Here is a 25,403-nt window from a genome sequence, read left to right as displayed (position 1 = left end):
CTCCGCCACAAGGACTCGAACCTTGAATAACGGCTCCAAAGGCCGCTGTGTTGCCAATTACACCATGGCGGATCACTGACTGGCTCTGGAGGTGAACTCACGCAAAACTCCTTGAGAACAGACAGTCAAAATAGTATCAAAGTCATGCCCTGATACGAAATACAGTGAGCTATAACGCACGCGAAAGTTTAGTACCCTAGCCAGGGAATGATGACATCAAGTGCGTTCTCGACTTCCTGAATGGCCTTCTGGGCAGCAGCTTTACCCCTGAGGTAAGGGTCAGCTATTTCATCGGCTGCTAAAGGCTCTTCGACGCGCTGTTGCATGAAGGCGACCGGATCAACGCGCCGTCCCGCATGCTTCTGCAGCCGTGCCATTTGTCCCAGAAGGTGAATTTTTGACCGATACTGCGGCCACTCATGGACCAACCAGTGAAGATGCTCCTTCTCCATCACCAGGACTAAGGCAGATTCAGCGATCATTTTCTCCGTTACCTGTTTGGCCCGGTGAGCACCATATTCAACGCCACGAGCATCTAGCTCTCTATCAACATGAGGGGCCACACCTGAGCCCACCACAGCACCAATCCCAGCACTGTCAAAGGTCCACTGCGCCTCCGGTGAAATTTTAGAACGAGAGATATATTGCGCAGACGCGCTACGAGCTATATTTCCGGTACAGATAAAAAGAACTTGTTTTTTTACAAGCGGCACAGCAGAGTCAGAGGTTTTTTTGTGCCCAAACCTGTGCAAAAGGGTTGAAACATTAAAATCTGACATGGCGCTCCGCTCATTATGGTCCCGCTAGGTGGGGCTGTGCCTTACCCGCCATAATTTTACCTGCCTAGGGAGTAGAGCACCTCACATCTTCACCAGATGTAAGAACGGTCTCTGCCTGCAGATACATACTTTTCTAGGGCAGAACCACCGAGGTGCCTGTAGCCTAGAGAGGTGGCACATTTATTAGGCGGCGAAGAGCTGCACATCGAATTCCCCACCCGTACTGTTTTTGAGGGTGTAACCATAGGGCTTAACGAAGGTGACCGAATCGGCATCGTAGGTCGTAATGGCGACGGCAAATCAACCCTGCTCTCACTTTTAGGGGGGAGGCTCGAGCCTGACTCAGGAAAGGTGACTGTTCGTTCAGGGACCCGCATCGGCTACCTAGACCAAGCAGACGTCCTCAGTGATGACCTCACCGTGGGTCAAACGATTGTGGGCGATACCCCCGAATACGAGTGGGCCTCCGACGCCAAAGTGCGCGACGTGATTGCCGGCCTGGTCTCAGACCTCAACTGGAACGCCCCTATTGGTTCACTCTCCGGCGGCCAGCGCCGCAGAGTAGCTCTAGCCGCCTTGCTAGCTGGCGAGTGGGACGTCCTCATGCTTGATGAACCCACCAACCACCTTGATGTTGAAGCTATCACCTGGCTTGCCCAGCATTTGAAGAATCGCTGGCCTAAAAACGCTGGCGGGTTGCTCACCGTCACCCACGACCGCTGGTTCCTCGATGAAATCTGCACCGCCACCTGGGAAGTACACGACGGCATCGTTGAACCCTTCGAGGGAGGCTACGCCGCCTACATCCTGCAGCGTGTTGAGCGTGACCGTCAAGCAGCAACCATTGAAGCTAAGCGTCAGAACCTCATGCGTAAGGAACTGGCCTGGCTACGCCGTGGCGCACCCGCCCGTACATCCAAGCCTAAATTCCGCATTGATGCCGCTAATAGTCTAATTGCTGATGTTCCCCCGGTACGCAACAAGGTTGAACTATCACAAATGACGGTGTCACGCTTGGGTAAGGACGTCGTTGATATCGAGGATGTCTCAGTCAGCTACCCGGATACCCAGCACCCGGGTTCTTCCAAAGAGGTGCTCAAGAAAATTACCTGGCGTATAGCCCCCGGTGAACGCACCGGCATCATGGGCGTCAACGGTGCCGGTAAGTCAACGCTTCTGGGTCTCGTCACGGGCTCCGTCCAGCCCAGCACCGGCAGAGTTAAGCACGGCAAGACTGTTAAGGTAGCCACCCTTACTCAGCAGCTCGATGAGCTAAAAGACATCGAAAACGACCGGGTCTCAGATGTCATTGGCCGCAAACGTACAACGTATGTAACCGGCGGGAAAGAAATGACTCCCGGGCAGTTGTTGGAGCGCCTTGGCTTCACCTCAGCGCAGCTATCTACACCTGTTAAGGACTTGTCAGGTGGCCAGAAGCGACGTCTGCAGCTTCTTTTGATTTTGCTCGATGAACCCAACGTCCTGATCCTGGATGAGCCCTCCAATGACCTTGATACGGACATGCTGGCAGCTATGGAAGACCTTCTGGATACCTGGCCGGGCACCCTTCTAGTGGTCTCCCACGACCGCTATCTCATGGAACGTGTGACCGACCAGCAATACGCGCTAGTGAACGGTACCTTCAGCCACCTACCCGGCGGCATCGACCAGTACTTGCAGCTATCTGCTCAAGCAGCCTCCGCGCCCTCCAGCGCCGCCGTTGATTCTTCCCCGCTGGGCAAGCAAGACGCTGCTACCGCTTCGGCTCCCAAAGTTAGTGGTGCTGAAGCAAGAGCCGCCCAGAAAGAAATCAACCAGATTGACCGTAAGTTAGCCAAACTAGCTGACCAGAAAAATGCCCTGGCTGAAAAGATGGTGGCGCACAACCAAAGTGACTACACAGGTCTTGCAGATCTTGGCGCCCAGCAGCAGAGTCTGCAGGACGAGATTGAAGAATTAGAGATGCGCTGGATGGAGCTCAGCGATCTGGTCTCATAAAATCTGATGGAGAAAGTGTCACATAAGACAAAACGCTACGGCTCATTATTCACAATTATTCGCGCACAATAATAAATAAAATATTTGCGAAAGGGTTGTTTTATCAATGGCACCTATTTCAGTCCTTTGTTCAGGAACCGTAGAGCAAGGCCCCTACGGGGTCAACCTACTCAGAAACCAGCTAGGCCACACTGTCTACGATGGTGCAGATGCGAAGCGACAGCCCCTCATCAAAATTCGTGATGTGCTTGAACATCGTGCTGGCTACCCCATTCTCAAAGCTCTGCAGCTTATACCGCGTGTAGTCAAGAGCGAGGCGGTCCTATGTTTTCTTGAACAGCATGCTCAATTTCCTGCTCTGCTTAAGAGCAAAAACATCCCCCCGTATGGGTCTAAGCCTCTAGCAATGATTTCTTGCTGGCTGGCTGAGGAGCTGCTGCAGGCATCAGCCTCGGAACGCACTGAACTAGTGAAAAAATACTCGGCGGTTGATCTTATCTTCGTTTTGAGCTCGAATCAGGTAGACATCCTAGTCGATGCGGGATTTCCCCGGGAACGGGTAGAGGCTATACATTTTGGATTTGCACCAGAATTGTTTAGTTACAGCCCACATATGAAGAAGCAGGGGCTGATATCAGCAGTCGGGTTTGATCGCGGCAGGGATTATGCAACCCTGATTGAAGCAGCCCGGACTATCAAGGCGGATATCCACCTCTATACCAGGCCCGAGTTAGTTGCAGGAATCGATTTGCCCAGCAATATAATCTTCCATGGGCTGGTGCCTTTCGAAGAGTACGTTAAGGTCTTGCATGAGTCATCCATTTTAGCGATTCCAACGGTCGAGCTTGCCTACCCTACCGGGCAAACTGTTGTCCTCGAAGCGGCAGCAACTGGAGCAGCTCTGCTACTCACCGAGTCGACTGCTATGAGAGACTACTTTGACGATCATGTAGCCTACTACCATCCGCAGGGTGATCCTGAAGCGTGGAGTCTGCGTATCAACCAATTACTAGAAGACCCTCAAGAAGTGGCGCAGAAGGGCCACCGGGCCTCAGAGCATGTCCACGCGAACTTTCCATACCTATCGATGTGGAGGAGTATAGAACAGTCTTTGCAAAATCGAGGGTGGCTTCCAGCAACCTCTTAGCGAGGGCTGTCAGGTACCGAGCTATACAGATTGCGCTGCGGAGTCTTCCGGAACATCCGGTACTTGATAACTCCCTCAAGTCTTCCCACATTCCAGTAGAAACCCCTGAGTTCTTCCCAGCTCATCTGCTTTTTCAAGAGCACGCTAGGTACTTGGGGCACTACCTTACGAATCATGAGCTTGAGGGAAGGGATGTGATGGTTGTAAATAGGTGAGAAGTTCTGGGCCAGTTGTATCCAGGTCCGCCCGTAGTTCCGGGACTGCTTTGCCAGACCCTTATGCGATGGACGTTGGCGGTAAAGAATGAGAGGCTCGGGAATCCAACCTTGAGTATATCCCTGTGCAGAGGCTCTCAAACAAAAATCAACCTCGTCATGCCCACCTATGTAAGACATATCAAACCCATGGAGGGACTCAAATACATCCCTTCTGAAACCTATAGTTGCGCCCAGTAGATACCTGTGCCCCTCAAAGACCTCAGGCTGGTGGATAAAAAGATGACCTAACGTATAGTCGCCATTGGCCTGCCTCACAAGATGTTGATAGCCACTTCCAACAAGGTCGCAAGAATCAAGATGCAGAGACATTTGCTCAACCCACCGTGAATCCACCACATCGTCTGCATCACAAATCAGCAGTTTCTTACCATTGGCCTCTTCGGCTCCCTTATTTCGCGCGTACGAGACACCTTGACGCGATGATGAGTCCACCACTCTTACTTGGACAACAGAATCAGTATAGGCCTGCACAAGACTAGCAGTGGTATCGGTAGAACCATTATCAGAAACAACAATCTCACCGGGTAGAAAAGTACCAGATAATAGAGCATCAAGCTGTTTTCTGATGAAGTCGGCAGCGTTATAAGCCGGTATTACCACCGAAACTTCAGGAATGGTTCGTGCCATAGATTTTCCCAATTCTCGCTCGGTAACTCTGCTGTGAATAAATGTGTTTAGCTTCTAAGCAAGCCTCGTCTGCTTTTGCCTGGTAGGTTGCAGGGTTACCCACCACATCGAGTATCGCACGAGCAAAGCCCTGCGGGTTGTGAGCTATTTTTGATGCCCAGCTCACCTGAGCGATACCTTCGACACCGGGCACTGTGGCAATGACGGGAACAGCACGCAAGATAGCGTCCAAAGTCTTAAATTTGACGCCGCTGCCCAGCTGGATGGGGGCAACCACCGCGGTTGCCTCGGCATAAGCAGGCTCTATTTCCTGCAAGAACCCAGTAAATTCTATGCGGGGATCTTGACCTAACCGTAGGAGATCGGCGGAGGGGCTCTCCCCTACTACCTTCAGCGTAACCTCGGGGTCCTTTTGCCAGACGAGAGGCAGAACCTTTTCAATCAGCCACTGGACAGCCTGGTGGTTCTCCCAGCGGTACATGGTTCCCACAAAGAGAAGATGCTTGCTACGTGCAGCTCGGGCTAGGGGGACGCTGTTACCCAGATAAACCGGAGGGAGGATAGTCTCAACCTTGCCGATGTCCCTTTGACGGGTTTTCAACAAACCTGCATCTTTAGCAGAGAGAACTATAGCCGTATCAAGGTAACCAGCCGAAACAGTATCGAAACACCGTGATATTTCGGCTTGCACAGACCAGACCAGCGCTTTTTTTGCGCTGGTTTCAGCTGCAGATCTGCGTTTAAATCGCTGTTCATTAATATCGTGGTAGGTGCCAATGAGCCGTGCTGAGGGGTTTACCCGGCGAAGCCAAGGAGCAAGCATAATATTAGTCGACCACTGCATATCAATAATTTCTGCAGATTGCAGATGTTTCATGACCGTGGAGTCATTTCGCACAGCCAGCAAGAATTCCAGATTAGGCGTCCAGGTACCTACCGGAGCCCTCCACTTTTGAATGCGGCTGGATTTATCCATATTAAGGAAATGGTGAGCCACAGCGTACTGCTGGGCCAAACCATTACGTGGGTGGGGGGCAATCACCAGAGGGGTGTGCCCATGGGAACTAAGGGCCTCACAAAGTTCACCAACCAACCGCTCACCGGCGCTGGTGGGTTCCGTTTTAGGTACCTGACTAGAAATAATGACCACTGAATGTCCGCGAATTTGATTCTCCACCTTTCACTATCAAACGCTACCAAACAACCTTTTGAAACCTAATGCTGAATTTCCTCAACCCACCGCAAAAAAGTATCTACTATTGTTGATGGGTCATATTGGTTAGCCTTTGACCTGACCTGCAACGAATTTTGCTCGAGCTGGAGTCTATTGACCGCCATTTTCTTTAGTTCAGATAGCAGCTGCTCGGAGTCTCCTGGCTGAACCAGAACTCCGTCCAAAGACTTGACCAATTCGTGTGTCCCACCGCTTACATCGAAAGCGATACTTGGTATTCCAAAACACGCAGCTTCTTGAATAACCATTGCACGCCCTTCAAATCTTGATGTCATGAGATGAATGCTGGCCCTCGAAAAAATTTCCTCGGGTGTTCTGGCTTGACCTCTGAAAAAAACTGATTTTTCCACACCTAAATTCTCGACCATACTTTCTAGGGCATGACGTTCACTTCCATCACCGAAGATTTCCAGGCACCAATCTTCATAGAGCGGGTCTTGGACAAAACGGGAAAAGGCCTTAATAGCAATATCTACCTGCTTGCTCTCAACTAAACGAGCGGCTATAACAATTCTCTTTTCAAAAGATGAAATAGAAAATTTGTTGAGCGGCGGATTAGGATTAGCCAGAACGAGAGTAGGAATGCACCAATCGTTTATAAAACTGTTCCTGCAATTTTTGCTCAGCACAGTAAAACCATCAATTAATTTCAGAGAACGCCTTGCCTCTTCGATAAAGGCGCCATATTCACCAAGAGGGTTTAAGGACGTGTGAAATTGATTTATTATCAGAGGTTTACCCTCAATATCAAATGCAGGAGAAGATATTAACTGCAGCAGAATATCTGCCCGAGTAGATATAATTATGTCAGAAGAATTCCACCGACGAATTTTCTTTTTAATAATTATCGCCGCAGAAACATCAACAAATTTATTAAGGAAACCAGATTTCTTAAGAGCAAACAGGAAAAGCCCACGAGGAACTTGCCTCAATGAAATTTGCCTAAGAACCGACTGCTTTAGAGCAAAAGAGAAAGGAGACCAATATTCAACTGTGTATGCGCCCTCCCTGGGTAGCTTCATGCCGGAGGTTTTGGCAAGTACAACTACACGCTCACCTCTTTCCGTAAGCTCCGATGCCAATCTGTCCGTCACAGTCTCAGCTCCACCAAACCTCGGAAATTCATCTACTAAAAAATAGATTGTCCTATTATTCGTCATCCGCTAGTTTCCCGTGCATCTACTCATAGAAAAAATCTGGCCTACAGTTTACCTAGCTCTACAAGTTCTTTGAATTCAGGGTTCAGCTCAGAAAGTTCTTCGAAGCTTCCCTGGTTCACCACTTCACCATTTTTCATATAGTAAATAATGTCTGCTTTTTTGATAGTAGACAGGCGGTGAGCCACCATCACGATCGTCATTTCACCAGCTAAACCTTCGATAGTCTGCGTGATTTTATGCTCGGTCTTATTATCTAGAGCTGATGTAGCCTCATCTAAAACCAGTAATTTGGGGGTGCGATACAGCGCGCGGGCAATCCCCAGTCGCTGACGCTGCCCGCCAGATAACCTGCCGCCGTCCTGCCCTAAGTCTTCTGTAATGCCGTTCGGCAGGCTATCGACTAGTTCATTCAGCTCAGCATAAGCTAAAGCAGAGATTACCTGTGCATCATCGATGTCAGTCTCGGGTAAACCAAAAGCAACGTTCTCCTTGAGATTCCCTGGTAGCACATAAACACTTTGCGGCACGACACCCAGTTGCTGTTGCCACGCCTTGAGGTCGGCGCTTATGGGGATTCCGCCACAGGTGACAGACCCCTGGGTGGGTGTGAGCATTCCCAGAATAATATCAACTAGGGTTGATTTTCCGGACCCGCTAGACCCTACAAAAGCTACCGTTTTGTTTGCGGGGATTGAGATAGAGATATTCTTTAAGACCGGTTCAGCTGCCGGGTCATATTGGAAGCTAACCCCTTGAACATCAACATCGCCGGTGAAAACAGTGTTCGAAGAAGGTAGTGCTGAATACCGTGAAATACCCTTGAAGTACTCAATTTCTCTGTTGAGAAGGAGCACACCAGCAGTCCCAGATCTTACAACGTTAAGAGAGGCCATAGCTGAGTTAATGGCTGGCATAAGACGTACAGCGGCCACACTGAAAACGCCCATAGTTGCAATTGCTTCTGCTTGGTCCCGGGTAGAAAACATAAAGACTGCCAGGGACGCAATGCTAACAATAAAAACGATTTCCATAATGTTTTTAGGTAGCTCGTTGACCAGACCCTGTTGGCGTTGGGCTTTAGCGCTCATTTCAACGCCGCGCTTATATTTCTGCACAAACTGATTTCCCACGGAGAACAATCGCATCTCTCGGAAAGCTGATAAAGCTGGCATTGATGAGAACCAGGAGATTTGATCAGCCTTTGTCATTTCATGGCTAATTTTTTCCAGCCGTCTTTTAGAAAGAGCGGGAATGGCATACCCTACGGCACCAAAAATAGGTACAGCAATAAGTGCAACCTGTGGTGAGAGAATGAAAACAATGATGAGCATGAGGGTGATCGTCATGAGGTTTGTCAGCAGGCTCAACCCTCCAAAGATACTCATTCGATAGGCCTGAGCCATTGATGTCACGAGGTTGGTATGGATTTTGGAGAGTTCTCGTTTCTTGTGGTCCGGGTAGGGAGAGTCTAGGTAAAGGCCCAGCAGATTTACTCTTGCGGACAGTTCCATTTTGTTGACAAAACCGCTTTGCCACCATCGGAAGCCAATAGTAAACAATGATTTTCCGATAAATGCAGATACAACTATTATTCCGGTAAGTGCAATTAGGCGTTGCCTATCAGTGGTTCCCAGAAGCTGAGCAAGAGTGGCTAGGGGTCCGTTTTCAATACTTTGCCCTGAAACCAGCAAGATGAGCGGATAGGTTGCAGCTACACCAAATATTTCAAGCAGGGAAACGATGAAGGCGCCGATCACCGATAACGCCAATTTGGTTTTCACCGGGAAATCAACCAGATAAAAAAGGTTGCGAATATTGCTGAGCATAATTCCCTACACAGTCACTGCAATCTGAAAAGAACAGCTCTCATTCTACCCACGCCTCAGGGTTAGACTGCAGGTTCTTTCAGCTAACTCACTGTGAGATATAGGCGACCGTAGGGCCTGAGCCGGAGACAAAACATGCCGTTACACCTGGGTCTTCTGCTGTCACTGCCAGGGTTTGCTCCAATTCAGGGAGCAGGCTGAGAGCGGGAGCAGCAAGATCATTGCGCAAAAGACTAGAAATAAAAGGCAAGCGCTCGGTCAGCGGAGCCGGTGATGTCAGAGTAGCAATAAGCTGCTGTGGCACCTGCAAGTTTTCGTCGGGGGAAGGGTAGCGGCCGCTCTCCCTGCCGGCGTCCAGCTCACGAAAAACTGCAGGCGTTGACAGGCCAGAGACCGCTGGCACAAAACCAAAACGAAGCGGCTCAACGCCCTCGGGTAAGGGAATTGCTTGGAGGCGGTCACCGATGCCCTGCCCAACAGCTAGCCCACCCAACAGGGCGAAGGGGACATCTGCCCCCAGTGGAGCTGCAAGTTGTAACAACCGGTTGTGCGGTAGCTTTTGTGAAAGCCTGCCAGTTTGCGCCAGGTAAGAGTTCATCGCTTTCATAGCCGCTGCGGCATCAGCCGAACCGCCGCCCATACCACCGGCAACGGGCACCGCCTTTTCAATGTGCAGTTTCAGGCAGACATCAGCCGGGCTCAGCCCAGCTTCATCCAGCACCACAGCAGCACCGCGGTAGGCAAGATTAGTGTGGTCCAGAGGCACTACGGAGGGGTCAAAAGCGCCTAACTCCATCTGCTGAGCCACCGGTGAACCGGGAGCAACACTCATCGACTGACTAATCCCAGGAGCATCGGTTTCCGTCAGAGTAACTGTTTCTAGAATGTCCACCGCAGCATAAAGAGACGCGACATCGTGGTACCCATCAGATTTAAGAGGGCCGACCGCAAAATACAGGTTGACCTTGCCCGGAGCGGTGGCCTTGACCGATACAGACATTAGGCTTCTCCTACCGCCGGCACCGTACGGGCAGCTTCAGCAATCTTAATGAAGTCGTGAATATCCAGCTTTTCACCGCGTAGCTGAGGGTCAATACCCGCAGCTTCAAGAATAGAGCCGGCGCGGGCACCTGAACCTGCCCAGGTAGACAGGGCGGCGCGCAGGGTCTTACGACGCTGAGCGAATGCGGCGTCAATAATGGCAAAGACCTCTTCCCGCGGTAGGTCAGAAAGCAGCTCTGCGCGGCGTTCAAAGGCAACTAGACCTGATTTGATTTTAGGAGCTGGCCAGAAGACGTTAGTGCCTATCACTCCCGCTTTGGAGACCTCAGCGAACCAGTTGGCCTTAACGCTGGGCACCCCGTAAATCTTAGAACCGGGCTTGGCGGCCAGGCGGTCAGCGACCTCGTCCTGCACCATCACCAAAGCATGCTCAATAGAAGGGAACTGCGCAAACATGTGTAAGAGGACGGGAACCGCTACGTTATAGGGCAGGTTAGCTACCAGCGCGCCGGGGGTTCTAGGCAGTTCGGTGACCTTCATGGCATCCGACAGCACGACATCAATACGTGCTTCTGAGCCCGGGCGCATCTTGGCAATTGTTGCAGGGAGTTGTTCTGCCAGAGGCGGATCTATCTCCACAGCCACCATGTCTTTAGCGGCATCCAGGATGCCCAGAGTCAAAGACCCCAGCCCAGGGCCAACCTCAACCACCGTTTCATCAGGGCTAATTTTAGCGGTAGCGATGATACGGCGAATGGTGTTGGGGTCAATCACGAAATTCTGCCCCAGGGTTTTGGTGGGGCGGATACCGAGCATATCGGCCAGTTCACGGATTTCTTGGGCGCCGAGCAGGTTTTGAGTGGTGGGTGCAGGTTCTTCAGTCACCCCACCAGTCTATATGCCAGGTGGCTCAAAGAGGGAGCTAGCCTCATAGTGACCAAGTCACCAGCAGGTGAGCGTCTGGGCAAGATTTGCCCGGACGGTAGACTCTTCTCTTGTACTACCCCAGCCACTACCAGGACGGTCATGCGCCCTCGCTCCGCAACATCAACCTCACAGACCACCGCATCTCAGCACACAGGTGCATCCTATGCCGCACTCAGCTCTGGGTTGACCAGCAACGTGGCAATAGTGACGGGGCTTCTGCTGACGGTTATTAGCCTCTACCCCTTTCTGTGGAACGAGAAGATGGAGCCCCGGGTTTTCTTTGACCTGAACGTCTACTACGGTGCGGTCAAGAGTTGGCTGACCACCGGTAATCTTTACAACTGGGCTCTTCCTCCAGAAGAAATTTACGGTTTCACCTACCCACCGTTGGCTGCGCTAATTTTTGCACCCTTTGTCTTACTCACTAACGCTCAGGCTGCTGGTCCAGCCTTCCTGGTGCTCAATGTGGTTGCTCTGGTGCTGGTCAGTTACCTCACTCTGCGCGGGCTGGACGTCAGCAGACGGGTGGCGCTGGCAAGCGGGCTCTGGCTGACACCGCTTTTTCTTAAATTTTTCCCCATCAGCTTCAATATGGAGCTGGGGCAGATCAATCTCTTTCTGGTGTTACTGATTCTCACCGACGCAATCTACCTGCGCGGCACCCGCTGGCACGGCGTACTTATGGCGCTAGCCGCCAGCATTAAGCTAACCCCCGCAATTTTCGCTCTGTACTTCCTAGCAACGAAGGATTGGAAGTCTCTGGCGCGCTTTATCGGTACCGGGCTGGCAGGCATCGCGCTAAGTTTCGCCGTTATGCCCCACCATGCCCTCGAATTCTTCACCGAGAAAATCTTTGAGTCCGACAGGGTCGGCAGTATCACCGGAGCGCTGAACTACAACCTGCTAGGTAGCTGGTCCATGATTCTCCCGGCCCCGGCGGCAACCGCCCTCTTCGCGGCATCAGCCCTGACAGTGCTGATGCTTACCTACTGGGCGTGCAAGAAGCTGCATGCCCTGGGGCAGACGGTGGGAGCTGTGAGCGCTGTGGCGGTGCTGGGGCTTCTGCTCTCCCCCATTTCGTGGACCCATCACTGGGTCTGGCTGGTTACCTTCGTGCTCTTTGCTGCCGTTTATGGCTGGCGGTCATCTGACCGAACCTACCTCTACCTGGCAGCAAGCGGCGCCCTTATTTTTGCTCTGCCCTTCGCCATCTGGTTTGGTGGGCACAACTGGGGTACCGGCGAATGGCCGCTCGCCCTTGGCCTCATGCATGCCCTGCCCGTGGCCTGGGCTGTTGCCTACCTAGCGGTGCCAGTTCGACTCATGAAGAAATAACATTTACCGTCTAGGCGAGAGCATTTCTGCTAGATCGAAAGCGGTAGCCGCAAGTCTGCTCCGGAAGCGGTAAAGGCGAGTCCTTATTCCTACCCGCTCCCTTACTTTTCCAATGAGGGTCACGGCTCTTGGACTCCCAGGATCCTTCTCTTCACTCTGGACGCTGCTTGCCCCCTCCCAGGACGCTAGATTGGGGCGCACTACTTTCATAGAAAAATCACACTTGCTGGAAATGTAAGCCCAGTCATCAGCTACCCAATAAGTCCTGCCCAGATCCTTCACTCACTCAATATATTTAGTGGCAGATTTTTTACTCATAAGATAAAGACCCGTACCCCAGGCGGTACCGTCATAGGACGCCAGTTTGTACTTCCGATTAACTAAATCCTTTGAAATAAAGCTTTGCTGGCAAGCATTCTCGTCATGACTAAAATAGTTTCTTTGGTCTTTAGAACTGAAGGGCATCGCTAGCAGAATTGTTTCATCTGGATTCAAGCCCTTCGCCCTTCCTTCCGTCAACAGCTTGAAAGACTTCGAAGCTTCCCCCTGAAGGCTGACGAAGAAACCCATTTATTCTTTCGGAGTCGGCCAGAGATATGACGCGGCGGGAGACTATTCTTGAATCAGTCAATCTTAAATTTCTTACTCACTAATGGTAGAAATACTTTCCTGCAAAAATATCGGTTTGCTTTTTTGTCTAAGAATTCTGTATTGAACATAGCCGCTTAGGGTACCAATTCTCTTTGCGTAGTCAATAAGGTCCCCTCTGGTGTGCTTTTTTGGATACCGTCGAAGAACAGCAAGGGCTCTTTTACAAACCTTTGCAAAAGAAAAGGTGGGCAGATGGACACCACGGTCTTTCAGTCTCTTCCACAAAAGAATATCTTCACGAGCGTATCGAAAGAACTGCACGAAAAGGTCTTTTTCTTCATTCCGAGCTCTATAAAACAGTACGGCTTCTTGTTCCCATACGAGGCTACGCCCCGACTCAACCATGCGCCAGGAAAAATCGATGTCCTCGCACCCCCGGTTATAGGTTTCGTCCATTCCACCTATTTCAATAAAAGTTGAACGACGATAGCCAGTAGAGCTGGTTGGGGCAAAAATCTTATAACCCAAGGAAATATGAGGTTCAGTGGGGATATTGCCAGAATATTTATGAGGCCCGGTCTCCCCCAGGTGCGGGTAAAAAACAGCGGTTGGTGTCGCGACTTGGCAGTCAGACGTTGAAATATGCTGGTAAATTTTATTGACCCAGTGCTCACCCACAATATCGTCAGCATCGCAACTAAGAATAAAATTCGTTTGCGCTTCCCACACAGCTAAGTTACGCGCAAAGGATTGACCCTTTTTGGCCGAGGCATCAATGACCCGCACGTTGAGTTTCTGCTTAAAGGGTTCAACAGCGCCCCGAAGATTATCGGTTGAACCGTTATCAGCAACAATCACTTCAAATTCTGGTGCATCAACCTGCTGACAAAGAGCATCAAGTTGATCAGCAATAGTGTCAGCTGCGTTATAAGCAGGAATGATAATGCTGGCTTGGGGCGTGAAACTTTTACCCATCGCTTCTCCACATCTTTTCTACTGGGGCACAGTTAAAGAGGCCGCCCAATGAGAACATTCTAATACCAACAACTACCTCTGAATTCGCTACAAAAGGTAGCTCTAGAGGCTTCAGAAACCCTCTACGCCCCAGCTACCGTAAGCATCCAGAGAATTAGCGCGGATGTCCCGGCAGAGTTCCTCAAGATCAGTGTCTAGGTACTGCGCCATAAAACGCACGGTGTAGTTGGTCATGTAAGAAGCGTTGGGACGCCCACGGAAGGGGTGCGGTGTTAAGAAGGGTGCATCGGTCTCAGCCAAAATCAAATCGCGGCGGGCAAGTTTCAGTGACTCTTGAATTCCCTGAGAATTCTTGAAGGTCACCGTGCCCGCAAAGCTCATGTACCAGCCTTCACCATTACAGATCTCAGCGAGGTCAGGATCCCCGGAATAGCAGTGGAAAATAACGGTTTCAGGGGCACCCTCCTCCCTCAGAATACGCACTACGTCCTCATGGGCGTCCCTATCGTGAATCTGCAGAGCCTTGCCGCAGGTTTTAGCGATACGGATATGCTCTCGGAAGGAGCGTTGCTGTGCCTCCACCCCCTCCTCACCGGTGCGGAAATAGTCTAGACCAGTCTCACCAATGGCGCGTACCCGATCATCCTGCGCCAGCTTTTCAATTACGTTCAGCGCGGCGTCCAGCTGACCAGCTTCTTCAAGCTTGGGTGCCTCATTGGGGTGCAGGGCAACCGCTGCCAGCACGCGCGCATCAGAGTGAGCAGCTCTAACCGCATAGAGGGAACTGGGAACATCGCAGCCCACCTGCACAATAGCCCCAATACCCAGTGCTTCACCGGTATCTAAGGCATCCCGGGCAGTAACCGCCACCTCGCCATCCAGCAAGTCCATGTGGGTGTGGTTATCAACAATCGCATAGGGCAGCGGTGCGGGCGCCGGGGGAAACGCAAGATTGCGGCGCCTCCCATCCTGCCCCTGCTCTGATCTGCGACGCGTCCCCTCCCCGCTTTCTTCACCGGCAAGAGCGTAGCGCTCGGGTTCATAGGCGGGAGGAACCTGCCCTTCTGGGACAGGCAGCGTGGTTTCAAAGATGGATGCCGTCAGCTCATTCTGAGATGGAAGGGTACCGGCAAAGCGCGCTGCTAGTTCTGCTAGATCTTCAGCTGTCATGGTGTGGTGGCTAGTGCACATAAGTTTCTCTTCCGTATCACGGTAGGCAGGTGAGGGATGGGGCATCTTGAGCGAGCTGTCCCCCAGCCCCATGTTGAATTGCAGGTTAGTCGTGATCGCGGGCAGCCAGGGTTGCCTCGTAGAGATCCCGTTTAGAGACTCCCCGAGCTGTTGCCACCTGCGCGCAGGCGTCTTTGAGACGTATCCCGCCGTCCACCAGTTCAAGGACGAGTTCTGTAAGGCTTTCGGCATCTTGGGCAGCAGGAGGTTCGGCTCCCTCCACAACGATGGCAATTTCACCACGTATTTGCTTGGATTCGCTCCACTCAACCAGTTCGGTCAGAGTGCCGCGTGCAACTTCTTCGTGAAGTTTGGTGAGCTCACGGCAGACCGCTGCCCGGCGATGAGCACCAAAGGTTTGAGCGAAATCAGCCAACGTGGCAACGAGGCGGTGGGGAGACTCGTAGAACACCATGGTGCGCTCTTCTGCAGCCAGGGCTGCGAGCCTTTGGGTGCGGTCAGAGCCCTTGCGTGCCAGAAAGCCCTCAAAGGTAAAACGCCCGCTGGGCAGGCCAGAGACCGCCAGCGCCGTGACAACAGCCGATGGACCAGGCACGGCGGTAACGGGAAGCCCAGCATCAGCTACAGCGGCAGCAGCTACATAGCCGGGGTCAGAGACCGCGGGCATGCCGGCATCAGACATCAGCAGAACCGTTTGCCCCGCTGCAACGGCATCGACAATCTGGGATGCTCGTGCAGCCTCATTGTGGTCATGGTTGACCAGAACCCGCCCGCGGGTCTGCACATCGAGCCCCGACGCCAACCGGCGCAGGGTGCGGGTATCTTCCACAGCAATCACATCGGCAGTAGCCATGGCGTGACGCAGGCGCGGGGAAGCATCCTGCAGATTACCGATAGGGGTGCCGCCCAGGACCAGCGCACCGACTATGGGGTCTATATCGGTCTGGGGGGTGCTCGTGCTCTGCTGTTCACTCATGGTTTTAAGACTAGCACCGCCCGGCTTGCCCCCTAGAGGACAGACCGGTCGGTGGGCAGAAAGCAGAGCGCCTAGATCGTTTCCTGATGCACTACCTTAGGTTTGTTGAAGATCTTATCTGCAAGAATGACCAGTACCACCAGCACAAAGCCCACCAGGCACCAGATAAGCGCGGCACCAGCCTGATCGCCCACCACTAGCAGGTCGTTGCTGTCAGTTTTCCAGGGCCAGAGGGCACGCAGTGCACCCAGCATAACGCCGGTCAGCACCACCAGAGTGAGATGATGATGATGCTGCAACACCCACTCCAGACCCTTGACCACGGTAGCTAGTCCCAGAACTGCGCCCAGCCCAAAAAGAGTGATATAGGTGAGATCAAAATTGCTCACAGCGTTCATAGTAGTTTGGTACAGCCCAAAGCTCAGCAACAGGAAGGAGCCGGACAGGCCCGGCAAGACGAGAGCTGCAATAGCGATAGCCGCCGCGCCCATAATGATGTACCAGGGCGGGTTAGACATATCACCGGCAGGTGGCATAGAGACAACGAAGTACATGATGCCTGCAGCGATCAGGGCATAGCACCAGTCCCTGCCCCGCCACTTACCGGCGAAGCTAAAGGGTACGTAGAGGGAAGCTAACACCATGCCAAAGAAAGCGGCACTGGTCAGTACCGGCTGCTCCTCAACCAGGTAGCTCATCATATGGGCCATCGATACAACGGCTACGGCCATACCCAAGAAGATAGCAAGCAGCAGTGCCCATGGGAGGTTCTTGATCCGCTGATAACCAGCGCTGCGCTGGGCAGGGTCCTTGCGCACGGTGCTCACCGCTACTTCTTTGACCCCGCTCATGAGTGAGGACGCCGAGCTAATGAGACGCTCATACACACCCACGACCAGCGCCACGGTTCCGCCGGAAACACCCGGCACGGTTTCTACCGTCCCGATAAGGGCACCACGCACCAGGTTTAAAGCGATCTGTGAGGGGGCTGTGTCTTTTTGAGCGGCGGGTTTTGCGGCAGGCTGACTCATTATCTGCTTTCCTAGGGTGTAATTTTCAACGTGCCTATCCTACTAGGAGCAGGTCAAAGCCCAACAGGGGTGCGCCAGGAAAGGGGTGCAATATCACCGCTTCATCTGCTGATAACGCAAACGATGAGGCAGGTCTGCCCGCAGAAACAGCCCGATATCAACTAGCATAGGACGGGTGAAAACCAATGATAGTGCCCGGCCCACCGCCGTTATGACGCTCACCGACGCTTTTACAGAAAAAGCCCTACGAGCGCGTTTGGCGGTGCAGTATGTTTCACTGCCCTCCTGGGGTTGGGTGGCGCCTGCACTGGTGCTGCTTCTTGCCGGGTTGATGAGGTTGGTGAATCTGGCTGAACCCAACGCTATTGTTTTCGATGAAACTTACTACGCTAAAGACGGGTACTCGCTGTTACATTTCGGGTATGAGCGTACCTGGGCTGAGGGAGCAAATGACTCCTTCGTTGCCGGTGCGCCGTCGGGCGTTCAGGATTCGGCTGAGTACGTGGTGCACCCACCGGTCGGCAAGTGGATGATTGCCGTGGGCATGCTGCTCTTTGGCGACGATAACCCCTTCGGCTGGCGATGTGCTGCTGCCCTCACCGGCACCCTTTCCATTGGCTTAGTGATGCTTGCGGGTTGGTTACTGTTTAGGTCTATCACCGTGGCAACTCTGGCTGGCTTGTTGCTGAGTATTGATGGTCTTCACTTTGTACAGTCGCGTTTTGCCCTGCTCGATATTTTCTTGATGTTCTGGCTGCTTGCCGCCTTCGTGGCCTTGCTCCTTGACCGTTATCAGGGGCGCCGGGCGCTGGCACGCCGGATTGCAGCCCACGCGGCGTCCAACGGTGGAGCGCCCACTGACTCTTTCATGCGTTTCGGCCCTGCTCTGGGCCTGCGCTACTGGCGCCTGGTTGCTGGCATTTGCTCTGGTCTGGCAGTGGGCGTGAAGTGGAACGCTCTCTTTTTCATCGCGATTTTTGGTCTGCTTACCGTCTTTTGGGACGCCAATGCCCGCCGTATAGCGGGTGTGAGGCGCTGGTATGTGTCTGGTTTCCTATGGGACGGTGTGCTAGCGTTCTTTGCTCTTATTGGTACCGGTCTGCTGACCTACCTAGCCAGCTGGAGCGGCTGGTTCGTTTCATCCACCGCCTATTACCGTAACTGGGCGGCTGAGCATCCGGGTGAGGGGCTGCTCTGGCTCCCTGACTCGTTGCGTTCCCTCTGGGAGTATCACCGCTCTGCCTTCAGCTTTCACGCGGGTCTCAGCTCGCCTCATACCTACCAGTCCTCAGCAGCCGAGTGGTTAATTTTGGGGCGACCGACCAGTTACTTCTACGAATCCTCCAGCATGGGTGAGGGTGCTTGCACCGTAGAATCCTGTTCTCAGGCGGTACTGAACATTGGCAACCCACTGATTTGGTGGTCCTTCATCATCGTTGCGGTGTTTTCCCTGCTCATCCTGCTGTGGCGCAGGGACTGGCGTTTCGGTACCCTGCTGGCAGTCTTCGCGGTGGGCTACCTACCCTGGTTCGCTTACCCAGAGCGGACCATGTTCTTCTTCTACGCCCTCTCCTTTGAGCCCTACCTTATTCTGATGCTGGCAGGGGTGCTGGGGCTGGCGCTTGGACGCCCGGGCGATAGCGTACGGCGCAAACGGCTGGGCCTGCTGACAGTGGGGCTCTTTACCGTCTTCGCGCTCCTCGTTTCAGTTTACTTCTGGCCCATTTGGACCGCTGAGGTGGTGCCCTATGACCAGTGGCGCCAGCGCATGTGGTTCGACGCCTGGATCTAAAGCAAGCACTATCTCGATGTAGCCCTACTGGCTGAGCTTCCTCTGGAGTTCCTGACGCTGCGCGCGGCGGGCAAGCGCCCGTTGCTTACGGGCTTGGGTAGGCCAGGTGAGCATCATGAGCACCAGGCTGAAGAGCAGGGTGAGGGTCGCGATAGCGAGCGCAGCGTCCACCCAGAACTGGGGTGGGTACAGGCGAATGAGGGTATCTGACATGCGGAACTGCCAGTTGCCCTGAGGGAAGAAAAGCTGGTGGAAGGCTGTGAAGAGGGGTTCCCAGCCCAAGAGCCCGATCACCAGCAGTGCGACGAGTACGCCCAGGGTGAGCCAGGAGCCGGTGAAAAGGCTCTTTCTGATGGCACCGGGTGCGCGGGTGCGTAGTGATCGGCTGGCACATAGAGCAGCGATAAAGAGCAGGGCGCCTGCGGTAAGTGCTATCAGCATGACCCGTTTTACGTCGGTCATGTGCTCTATCTCGGAGGCTAAAAAGGCGGTAGCTCCCCCGGTTTCGATCTCAGAGAGGTAGGTGTGGGGGGCAAAGTTGAGGATGTAGTCCAGACCGTAAGACCCCAGGCGTAGACGCTCTTGGGTGTCAAAGCCATAGCTGTCAGCGGGGAACCCCGGGCGGTGATACTCGGCCCAGAGGAAGCCGTGAGTGGCGATTAGCCGCACGGCTATTAGGAGGGTCAGCAGGGGAACCGCTAGCGCGATGAGTGCGGTACGGGCTGCTAGCCAGCGTGGGCGATCTTCCACAGCAGTCTCTCGAGCTTCAGCCCGCACACTGGCTTCTTCGGCAGTAACGACGGAGGCTGCTAGGGGCTGAGGAGCAGAGTCAGAGCCACCGATGGTCGGGGCTTCAGCGGTTGAGGCTTCAGTAGGCAGAGCCGCTGTGGTTTTTTGCTCAGCTGGCTGCCCGGGCTCTTCTAAGGCGTCTGCCCGGTGATTTGCCACCGCGGGCATGGAGGATGTCCAGGGAGTTTCCGTGCCGGGCGCTGGTGCCTCTGTGGGCACGATGCTTTCCTTACGACGAGCAGATAGAAGTGAGTCCGCTGTGGGTGAGGAAATAGCGGGCGAAAGTTTGCCCCATTCTCGTTCTGGCTTCTGGCTCTGATCTGGTCCCTGGGTCATGACGCTCCCCTGTGATTGATGTGTGCTTGCTTCACTGTACTGTATGCAGCCAGGCGCAGAGAAGCTCCCACCCACGGGAGGGGCGGGAGCTTCTCTAAAGGGCTGGCCTACCAGTTACCTACCCAGCTTGAGTCGCTGTAGTGCTCAAAGGGAATATTCCAGTCGCCGTAGCCATCATCCGGGTCAGCCTGGGGGTAGCCGGTGTTCACGGTTTCCACGATGTCACCTACACCGAAGGTGTTGTAGAAGAATTTTGCATCCTCAGGCAGCATGCCGATGCAGCCGTGTGACACGTTGTAGACACCTACAGAAGACCAGGCGGTGGGTAGTGCCTGGTGCACAAAGACACCGCCGCTGGTCAGTCGCGCCGTCCAGGACGCCCAGAAAGGCTCGTAATAATGTTCATCATCCTCTTCAAGATCAAGAGAAGTAGGGTTGAAGTAGTAGCTTTCAGACTTCTCCATGATAGGCAGTTCCCCTACCACTGAGGGCCACTCAGCATTACCCAGAGTGATGGGGTTCTCCCGCACCAGAACATCATCAACGTAAATCTTGATGGTCTTGGTGAGGTTATCCGCTAGTGCGTACCGCTTATTCCAGGTCTTGAAACTCAGGGCGGTGTTGTGATTACCAATCATGCCGTTGCCGATATCCAGCCCAAACAAATCGATGTTAAGGGTGATGGTTGAGTTGGTGGCCCACTTATCAGCGGGACGGTAGCGTGCCATGTAATCGTTGTACCAGCGGAATTTGCCTGCCTGGTCGCCACCGCCGGTGATTTTAATTCGCTTTTCCACCTCGGCCTTGTTGAGCACGGGTTCAGAGAAGTTGAACTGAAGAATTCGCCCAATGCCGTAGGTGCTGCCGTCGGTAACGTTGACAATGACATCTGCTTCGTGAGGAGAGGTGACGGTTGTGAAGGTGCTTTCGCCTTCGCCCGCTGTTCCTTCAGCATCCGCTGCCTGCCAACTCACGGTGTAGTCGCTGTGGAAAAGCATGTTGTCCGTGGAAGTCCAGGTGCTTCCGTCTTCTGAAAGTTCACCAGCTAACTCAGCGCCCTCAGGGGTGGTGACAATGACGTCGGTCAGGGTTGAGTCAGGGCTGGTTACAGTCACCTTCTCGACGGGGTTGATTTCTACCTCACCCAAAGCAGGGTAGACCTCTACCGTCCCGGCAAACTCCTTATCAGGGGTCGATGAAGGGGTGGCGGAAGTGGTGCTAGGTGAAGCCTCGCTCTCAGTTGCATTCTCAGAGGATGTCGAACAGGCAGCTAGGGTAACGGTACCTAAGGCGCCCACGGTAACAAAGGACCGCCTGGTCCAGGCATCGCGAGATAAACCGGAGTGAGGATGTTCCACGAATACGTACTTCCTTAAAGGTAACGGGGGTGCGAGTGTGTTGGTGTGCTCATCAAATTTTATCTGATGTGAACTACTAAAGACATAGTTGGAGAGTCGGTTATGTGACCTGCCCACGTCACGCACCTGTGATTAAGGTCAAGTAAACGCGGGGTGACGGTTTCATATGAGCCAGTGGGATCTCCGCTCACACAAAGGACCCGCTGCCACATTAAGAGGGTGATTTACAGACCGCGAAGCGGCGGGTAGGACGCCTGGGTTGGAACTTCTTGCTCAGGTGTAGCACTCACCGGGGAAGCTACGCGAACAACGTCCCAGCCCTGGGGAGCGGTCAGACGGTCCGCGTGAAATTCACACAGGTCGTAAGCATGCGGTTCACGGTGCACCGAAAGAGGGCCAATGACAGCCGTGGAATTGGAATATGCATAGGTGAGCGTGAAAATAGCTTCACGCTGGCAGGTCTGGCGCGAGCACTGGCGAGTAGTTGCCATATGACAAGCCCTTCTTTCTTAGATTGCTTGCTTGCGCAGACGACGGCGCTCGCGCTCTGAAAGACCGCCCCAGATGCCGAAGCGTTCGTCATTTTCCATGGCATATTCTAGGCAGGCCTCACGTACGGGGCATTCACTGCACACGCGCTTGGCGTCCCTAGTTGATCCACCTTTTTCGGGGAAAAAAGCCTCAGGATCAGTCTGTGCGCACAGAGCATCAGCTTGCCACGAGAGCTCGCCTTCGTCCCCATCTGTGCTGTAGATACCGGCTGCCTGCTGCCACAGTGACAGGTTATCGGCGTCACTGGACGCAGCCTCGTGGGGTCCTGCAGAACCCGTCTGGGGTGTGCGGGCTGGCTCCCGTTCTGCAACGGGGGCAAGAAAGTTGCTTGCTTGGTGTTCAAGGTATTGGGCGGAGTGCATATTGTGGTGCTGAACCCCTGCAGTGCGCCCACCGGCATCGCCGTGAGGCTGGTGACTGTAAGAGCCCATTGTCTTCCCTTTCATATCCCGGTCAGGACTGAATGCGCGGTAGATATAAAACCGGCGACTGGGCGCCGGACTGCCGCTTTGGCCTTCCCGAACAGCCTGGCCTACAGCGCCTTTTTATTCCCCGAAGGGGGCTAATAAGGCGCCGTGATATCTGTTCGTAAAAAATTCCCTGCACCTAATTACACGTGTGTGATGACCCTTTCGTCAAGCTGAGATTAAAAATTATGTGTTTCTGACCGGGCTTCTCACTCAGATTTGCGTTTCACTATGGTATATGCAAACCATAGCTTTCAGCTAGGCGCCCTGCTCTACGGCCCTCATCCGACGCTCTACTAAAGTAGAGAATATGACTTTAGATTCCATTCCCACTTTTACTGCCTTCATCTCATCTTTAGCCCGGCGTCAAAGCCCAGCCCTGCTTTGGTACTCAGCGCCGGGAGAGCGTATCGAGCTCTCAGGGCGCGTGTTAGATAACTGGGTCAGCAAGTCAGCGAATTTCTTGGTAGATGAATGTGAGCTGGGTGCCGCACAGCAATATACGCTGACCCCACAGGTGCACTGGCGCAGCTTAGTATTGCTTTTAGCGGGCCTAAGAGTGGGGGCGAGACTCACTTTTGAGGGTGGGGGCGAAGGTTCACAGGTGCACGCGGCTTTCTCACCGGATGAGATAGAGCAATCAGCGGCTGAATACCCTGTGCTGGTCGACCGCGGCCCCCTCTCAATGAGATTCATGGGGCAGGTTCCGGCAGGTACTACCGATTACTGTGCTGAGGTGCGTTCTCACTCTGATGCTTACAGCGGTTTCTCTTTGCCCCACGAGAGCGATGCGGCCTTCACGGGGCTAACCTACCGTGAGCTCATGCAGCGGGCAGCCGCCCGGGCGGCGCAACTATCGCAGCTCACAGCAACAGAGACCCACTCGCTGCTCCTTGAAACTTCTAAGCTCAGCCTCAATGCCACCGTTGATGTACTGGGAGCGCTCATGGCTGGTTACAGCGTGCTAGTTCTTGACCCACAAGAAGAGTGGGCCGATGAGCGCAAGAATCGCATTATCTCCGATGAAAGAGCTGCAGCTCCTAAAGATTTAGGCTAGCGATCAGCTCTGATGGAGCCGTTGCTCCCAGGGCGCTTAATTTGCTGAGCCTTAACCTGTGGGATGTGTCCGGTCATGATCTGCGTAGTCTCGGCAATAAGCTGAGCACGGCGCTCTTCTTCGGTCAGGTCAGTTTTGCCCTTGCTCTTGGAAAAGACCCAGAATTTGTAGAGGAAGTAGCGCACGATGGTACCCAAAATGGTGCCGATAATGGTGCCCGAGATGAAGGACGCCGTGGGACTGGTCAACTGCAGAACATAGAAACTAAAGAGCACGCAACCTAACTCAACACCGATACCGATTGCGTTCACGATGGCAAATTCAACCGCTTCGCGCCACTTGTTTCCGGTGCGCTTTTCCTTAAAAGTCCACAGGCGGTTAGCTACCCAGGAAAAGAGGGTAGCAACAATACCGGCGGCTACTTTAGCTTTACCGTGCCCGTCCTCAAAGATGGAGTGCATGAGAGTCCACGTCACGGCCGAGTTAATGACAAAGGCCGCGCCGCCCACGGACAAAAACTGTAGGACTTCACGGCCGTGCGACTGCCAGATGAGTTTTAGCCGCTCAGAAAAAGAGCTCATGGTTTCCTTATCTTCGGTGCCCCCAGCGGGCCCAGCACCGAAAAGCTTGGGCCCAGCACCCCGAATTAGTTCAGGTTAGGGCTGTATTGAGTCAAATATACAGCGGCCCCTGTGCGAGCCCTCGAAAGTTCGTTACGTATTTGCTCACAGGCCACCCTGTCTTAGCCCCTAGGACATGCTTTTACAAGCGGTAATGTGACCGGTACCCTAAAAGAGTGACTTTTCCTGTAACTGGCCCCAAAATCGGTGTCGTCGGAGGCGGGCAGCTTGCCCGCATGATGGCACCCGCTGCAACCGAACTCGGTCTAGAACTACAGGTTCTAGCCGAATCTGATGATGTTTGCGCCACTCGCGCTGTTCCCTACGCCCCGGTGGGCGACTACAGGGACTTTGATACCCTGCACGAGTTCGCTCGCGGCGTCGATGTGCTGACGTTTGATCACGAACATGTGCCCACCGATTTCTTGCAACGGCTCATTGATGATGGCATCAACGTTCAGCCTCGACCTGGCGCCCTGGTGCATGCCCAGGACAAACTAGAGATGCGCAAAGCGGTAGACCGCCTGGGTCTACCCAATCCCACCTGGGCTGAAGTAAAGACCCTCAACGAACTACTGGTCTTCGGCGAAGAAACCGGCTGGCCCGTCGTCCTTAAAACACCGCGTGGCGGGTATGACGGCAAAGGCGTGTTGGTGCTGGATGACGCCGATCAGGCGCGCCACCAGGCAGCTACCTGGTTTGACCAGCTGCCCGAACGCACCGATTTTTCATCCCTCCTCGTTGAAGAAAAGGTACCCTTTACCCGCGAACTTTCGGCTCTGGTAGCCCGCCGAGATTCCGGTGAAGTACGTGCATGGCCGGTAGCTGAATCTATTCAAGTGAACTCGGTCTGCGATGAAGTGATTGCTCCTGCCCCGGGCCTCTCTGAAGATCTCGTGAAAGCAGCGACAGCGGCCGCTGTTCAGGTCGCCACCGAGCTAGAGGTTACCGGTGTCATGGCAGCTGAACTCTTTGAAGTGCCCGGCTCTGCTGCTGGTTTCATGGTCAATGAGTTTGCTATGCGCCCCCACAATTCTGGGCACTGGACCCAGGACGGATCTGTCACCAGCCAGTTTGAACAGCACCTGCGTGCAGTTGCCAACCTTCCTTTGGGAGATACCTCTCTCAAGGGCGATTACGCTCTGATGAAAAATTTCTTGGGTGGAGAAAATCAAGACATCTTCGGTGTTTACCCCCAGGTTCTGGGCAACTACCCTGCCGCCAAATTGCACTTCTACGGAAAAGAGCCCAAGCACGGGCGCAAAATCGGTCACATCAATATGGTAGGTAGCAACCTGCCCACTATGCGGCAGCAGGCAACCACGGCCGCTCACCTACTCACCCACGGCGCCTAG

23 protein-coding genes and 1 tRNA gene are annotated in these 25,403 nt (G+C 53.6%); 6 read left to right on the top strand and 18 right to left on the bottom strand.

The window, feature by feature from the left end; genetic code table 11:
• A tRNA-Gln gene (locus VVR27_RS02940) sits at nucleotides 1-72 on the bottom strand.
• Between the two features lie 116 nt (nucleotides 73-188).
• A complete protein-coding gene (locus VVR27_RS02935; RefSeq protein WP_368547002.1) occupies nucleotides 189-779 on the bottom strand; it encodes a hypothetical protein in 591 nt (196 codons plus the stop codon).
• 171 nt (nucleotides 780-950) lie between these two features.
• Here VVR27_RS02935 and VVR27_RS02930 point away from each other — a divergent pair, with 171 nt between their 5' ends.
• Complete coding sequence (locus tag VVR27_RS02930) at nucleotides 951-2,777, top strand: ABC-F family ATP-binding cassette domain-containing protein (protein WP_368547001.1); 1,827 nt, start codon at nucleotides 951-953, stop codon at nucleotides 2,775-2,777.
• A 106-nt stretch (nucleotides 2,778-2,883) separates the two neighbouring features.
• Nucleotides 2,884-3,924, top strand: a complete 1,041-nt coding sequence (locus VVR27_RS02925) for a glycosyltransferase (RefSeq protein WP_368547000.1) — start codon at nucleotides 2,884-2,886, stop codon at nucleotides 3,922-3,924.
• Here VVR27_RS02925 and VVR27_RS02920 read toward each other — a convergent pair.
• The 6 genes from VVR27_RS02920 to rsmA all read right to left on the bottom strand — a co-directional run bounded on the left by VVR27_RS02920 (nucleotide 3,921) and on the right by rsmA (nucleotide 10,936).
• Nucleotides 3,921-4,829 (bottom strand): glycosyltransferase family 2 protein, encoded by a 909-nt coding sequence (locus VVR27_RS02920; RefSeq protein ID WP_368546999.1) that lies wholly within the window; start codon nucleotides 4,827-4,829, stop codon nucleotides 3,921-3,923. The genes VVR27_RS02925 and VVR27_RS02920 overlap by 4 nt on opposite strands.
• Nucleotides 4,810-6,006 carry a glycosyltransferase gene (locus tag VVR27_RS02915; protein ID WP_368546998.1) on the bottom strand — a complete coding sequence of 399 codons (1,197 nt, stop codon included), beginning with the start codon at nucleotides 6,004-6,006 and terminating at the stop codon, nucleotides 4,810-4,812. Before VVR27_RS02915 ends, VVR27_RS02920 begins: the two co-directional genes overlap by 20 nt.
• Nucleotides 6,007-6,044: 38 nt before the next feature.
• The gene (locus tag VVR27_RS02910; RefSeq protein ID WP_368546997.1) at nucleotides 6,045-7,223 is read right to left on the bottom strand and encodes a glycosyltransferase; all 1,179 of its coding nucleotides are present in this window, start codon (nucleotides 7,221-7,223) and stop codon (nucleotides 6,045-6,047) included.
• Nucleotides 7,224-7,264: 41 nt separating this feature from the next.
• Nucleotides 7,265-9,049: an ABC transporter ATP-binding protein gene (locus VVR27_RS02905; RefSeq protein ID WP_368546996.1), complete on the bottom strand. Its 1,785-nt coding sequence runs from the start codon at nucleotides 9,047-9,049 to the stop codon at nucleotides 7,265-7,267.
• Nucleotides 9,050-9,137: 88 nt separating this feature from the next.
• On the bottom strand, nucleotides 9,138-10,049 hold the full coding sequence (locus tag VVR27_RS02900; RefSeq protein ID WP_368546995.1) for a 4-diphosphocytidyl-2C-methyl-D-erythritol kinase: 912 nt from the start codon (nucleotides 10,047-10,049) through the stop codon (nucleotides 9,138-9,140).
• A complete protein-coding gene (gene rsmA, locus VVR27_RS02895) occupies nucleotides 10,049-10,936 on the bottom strand; it encodes a 16S rRNA (adenine(1518)-N(6)/adenine(1519)-N(6))-dimethyltransferase RsmA (RefSeq protein WP_409349921.1) in 888 nt (295 codons plus the stop codon). Before rsmA ends, VVR27_RS02900 begins: the two co-directional genes overlap by 1 nt.
• 48 nt (nucleotides 10,937-10,984) lie before the next feature.
• On the opposite strand from rsmA, the gene VVR27_RS02890 reads away from it, so the two are divergent.
• Nucleotides 10,985-12,313, top strand: a complete 1,329-nt coding sequence (locus VVR27_RS02890; protein ID WP_368546994.1) for a glycosyltransferase 87 family protein — start codon at nucleotides 10,985-10,987, stop codon at nucleotides 12,311-12,313.
• A 282-nt stretch (nucleotides 12,314-12,595) separates the two neighbouring features.
• Here VVR27_RS02890 and VVR27_RS02885 read toward each other — a convergent pair whose 3' ends face one another.
• From VVR27_RS02885 to VVR27_RS02865, 5 genes are all read right to left on the bottom strand, one after another.
• Nucleotides 12,596-12,883, bottom strand: coding sequence for a hypothetical protein (locus VVR27_RS02885; RefSeq protein WP_368546993.1), 288 nt, complete (start codon nucleotides 12,881-12,883; stop codon nucleotides 12,596-12,598).
• Nucleotides 12,884-12,955: 72 nt separating this feature from the next.
• The gene (locus VVR27_RS02880; RefSeq protein ID WP_368546992.1) at nucleotides 12,956-13,879 is read right to left on the bottom strand and encodes a glycosyltransferase family 2 protein; all 924 of its coding nucleotides are present in this window, start codon (nucleotides 13,877-13,879) and stop codon (nucleotides 12,956-12,958) included.
• Nucleotides 13,880-13,990: 111 nt separating this feature from the next.
• Entirely contained in the window at nucleotides 13,991-15,070 is a 1,080-nt protein-coding gene (locus tag VVR27_RS02875; protein WP_409349920.1) for a TatD family hydrolase, read from the bottom strand.
• Between the two features lie 85 nt (nucleotides 15,071-15,155).
• On the bottom strand, nucleotides 15,156-16,046 hold the full coding sequence (gene rsmI / locus VVR27_RS02870) for a 16S rRNA (cytidine(1402)-2'-O)-methyltransferase (RefSeq protein WP_368546990.1): 891 nt from the start codon (nucleotides 16,044-16,046) through the stop codon (nucleotides 15,156-15,158).
• 71 nt (nucleotides 16,047-16,117) lie between these two features.
• Nucleotides 16,118-17,077, bottom strand: coding sequence for a DUF368 domain-containing protein (locus VVR27_RS02865; protein ID WP_368546989.1), 960 nt, complete (start codon nucleotides 17,075-17,077; stop codon nucleotides 16,118-16,120).
• Nucleotides 17,078-17,288: 211 nt separating this feature from the next.
• Between VVR27_RS02865 and VVR27_RS02860 the strand changes: the two genes are divergently transcribed.
• Nucleotides 17,289-18,869 (top strand): dolichyl-phosphate-mannose--protein mannosyltransferase, encoded by a 1,581-nt coding sequence (locus tag VVR27_RS02860; protein ID WP_409349925.1) that lies wholly within the window; start codon nucleotides 17,289-17,291, stop codon nucleotides 18,867-18,869.
• A gap of 24 nt (nucleotides 18,870-18,893) precedes the next feature.
• On the opposite strand, the gene VVR27_RS02855 is transcribed toward VVR27_RS02860, so the two are convergent.
• The 4 genes from VVR27_RS02855 to VVR27_RS02840 form a co-directional block, all read right to left on the bottom strand.
• Complete coding sequence (locus tag VVR27_RS02855) at nucleotides 18,894-19,994, bottom strand: TIGR01906 family membrane protein (RefSeq protein ID WP_368546987.1); 1,101 nt, start codon at nucleotides 19,992-19,994, stop codon at nucleotides 18,894-18,896.
• A gap of 107 nt (nucleotides 19,995-20,101) precedes the next feature.
• Nucleotides 20,102-21,352: an Ig-like domain-containing protein gene (locus VVR27_RS02850; RefSeq protein WP_368546986.1), complete on the bottom strand. Its 1,251-nt coding sequence runs from the start codon at nucleotides 21,350-21,352 to the stop codon at nucleotides 20,102-20,104.
• 224 nt (nucleotides 21,353-21,576) lie between these two features.
• Complete coding sequence (locus VVR27_RS02845) at nucleotides 21,577-21,843, bottom strand: DUF3499 family protein (protein WP_368546985.1); 267 nt, start codon at nucleotides 21,841-21,843, stop codon at nucleotides 21,577-21,579.
• Between the two features lie 18 nt (nucleotides 21,844-21,861).
• Nucleotides 21,862-22,335 (bottom strand): WhiB family transcriptional regulator, encoded by a 474-nt coding sequence (locus VVR27_RS02840; RefSeq protein ID WP_368546984.1) that lies wholly within the window; start codon nucleotides 22,333-22,335, stop codon nucleotides 21,862-21,864.
• A gap of 346 nt (nucleotides 22,336-22,681) precedes the next feature.
• Here VVR27_RS02840 and VVR27_RS02835 point away from each other — a divergent pair, with 346 nt between their 5' ends.
• Nucleotides 22,682-23,428, top strand: coding sequence for a TIGR03089 family protein (locus VVR27_RS02835; protein ID WP_368546983.1), 747 nt, complete (start codon nucleotides 22,682-22,684; stop codon nucleotides 23,426-23,428).
• Here VVR27_RS02835 and VVR27_RS02830 read toward each other — a convergent pair.
• Nucleotides 23,425-24,009: a GtrA family protein gene (locus VVR27_RS02830; RefSeq protein ID WP_368546982.1), complete on the bottom strand. Its 585-nt coding sequence runs from the start codon at nucleotides 24,007-24,009 to the stop codon at nucleotides 23,425-23,427. The genes VVR27_RS02835 and VVR27_RS02830 overlap by 4 nt on opposite strands.
• A gap of 215 nt (nucleotides 24,010-24,224) precedes the next feature.
• Here VVR27_RS02830 and VVR27_RS02825 point away from each other — a divergent pair, with 215 nt between their 5' ends.
• Complete coding sequence (locus tag VVR27_RS02825; RefSeq protein WP_368546981.1) at nucleotides 24,225-25,403, top strand: 5-(carboxyamino)imidazole ribonucleotide synthase; 1,179 nt, start codon at nucleotides 24,225-24,227, stop codon at nucleotides 25,401-25,403.

The organism is Rothia sp. LK2492 (genome assembly GCF_040946345.1).
Lineage (GTDB): Bacteria > Actinomycetota > Actinomycetes > Actinomycetales > Micrococcaceae > Rothia > Rothia endophytica.
Note: the sequence above shows the minus strand (reverse complement) of the source record. Positions and strands in the feature narration are given on the sequence as shown.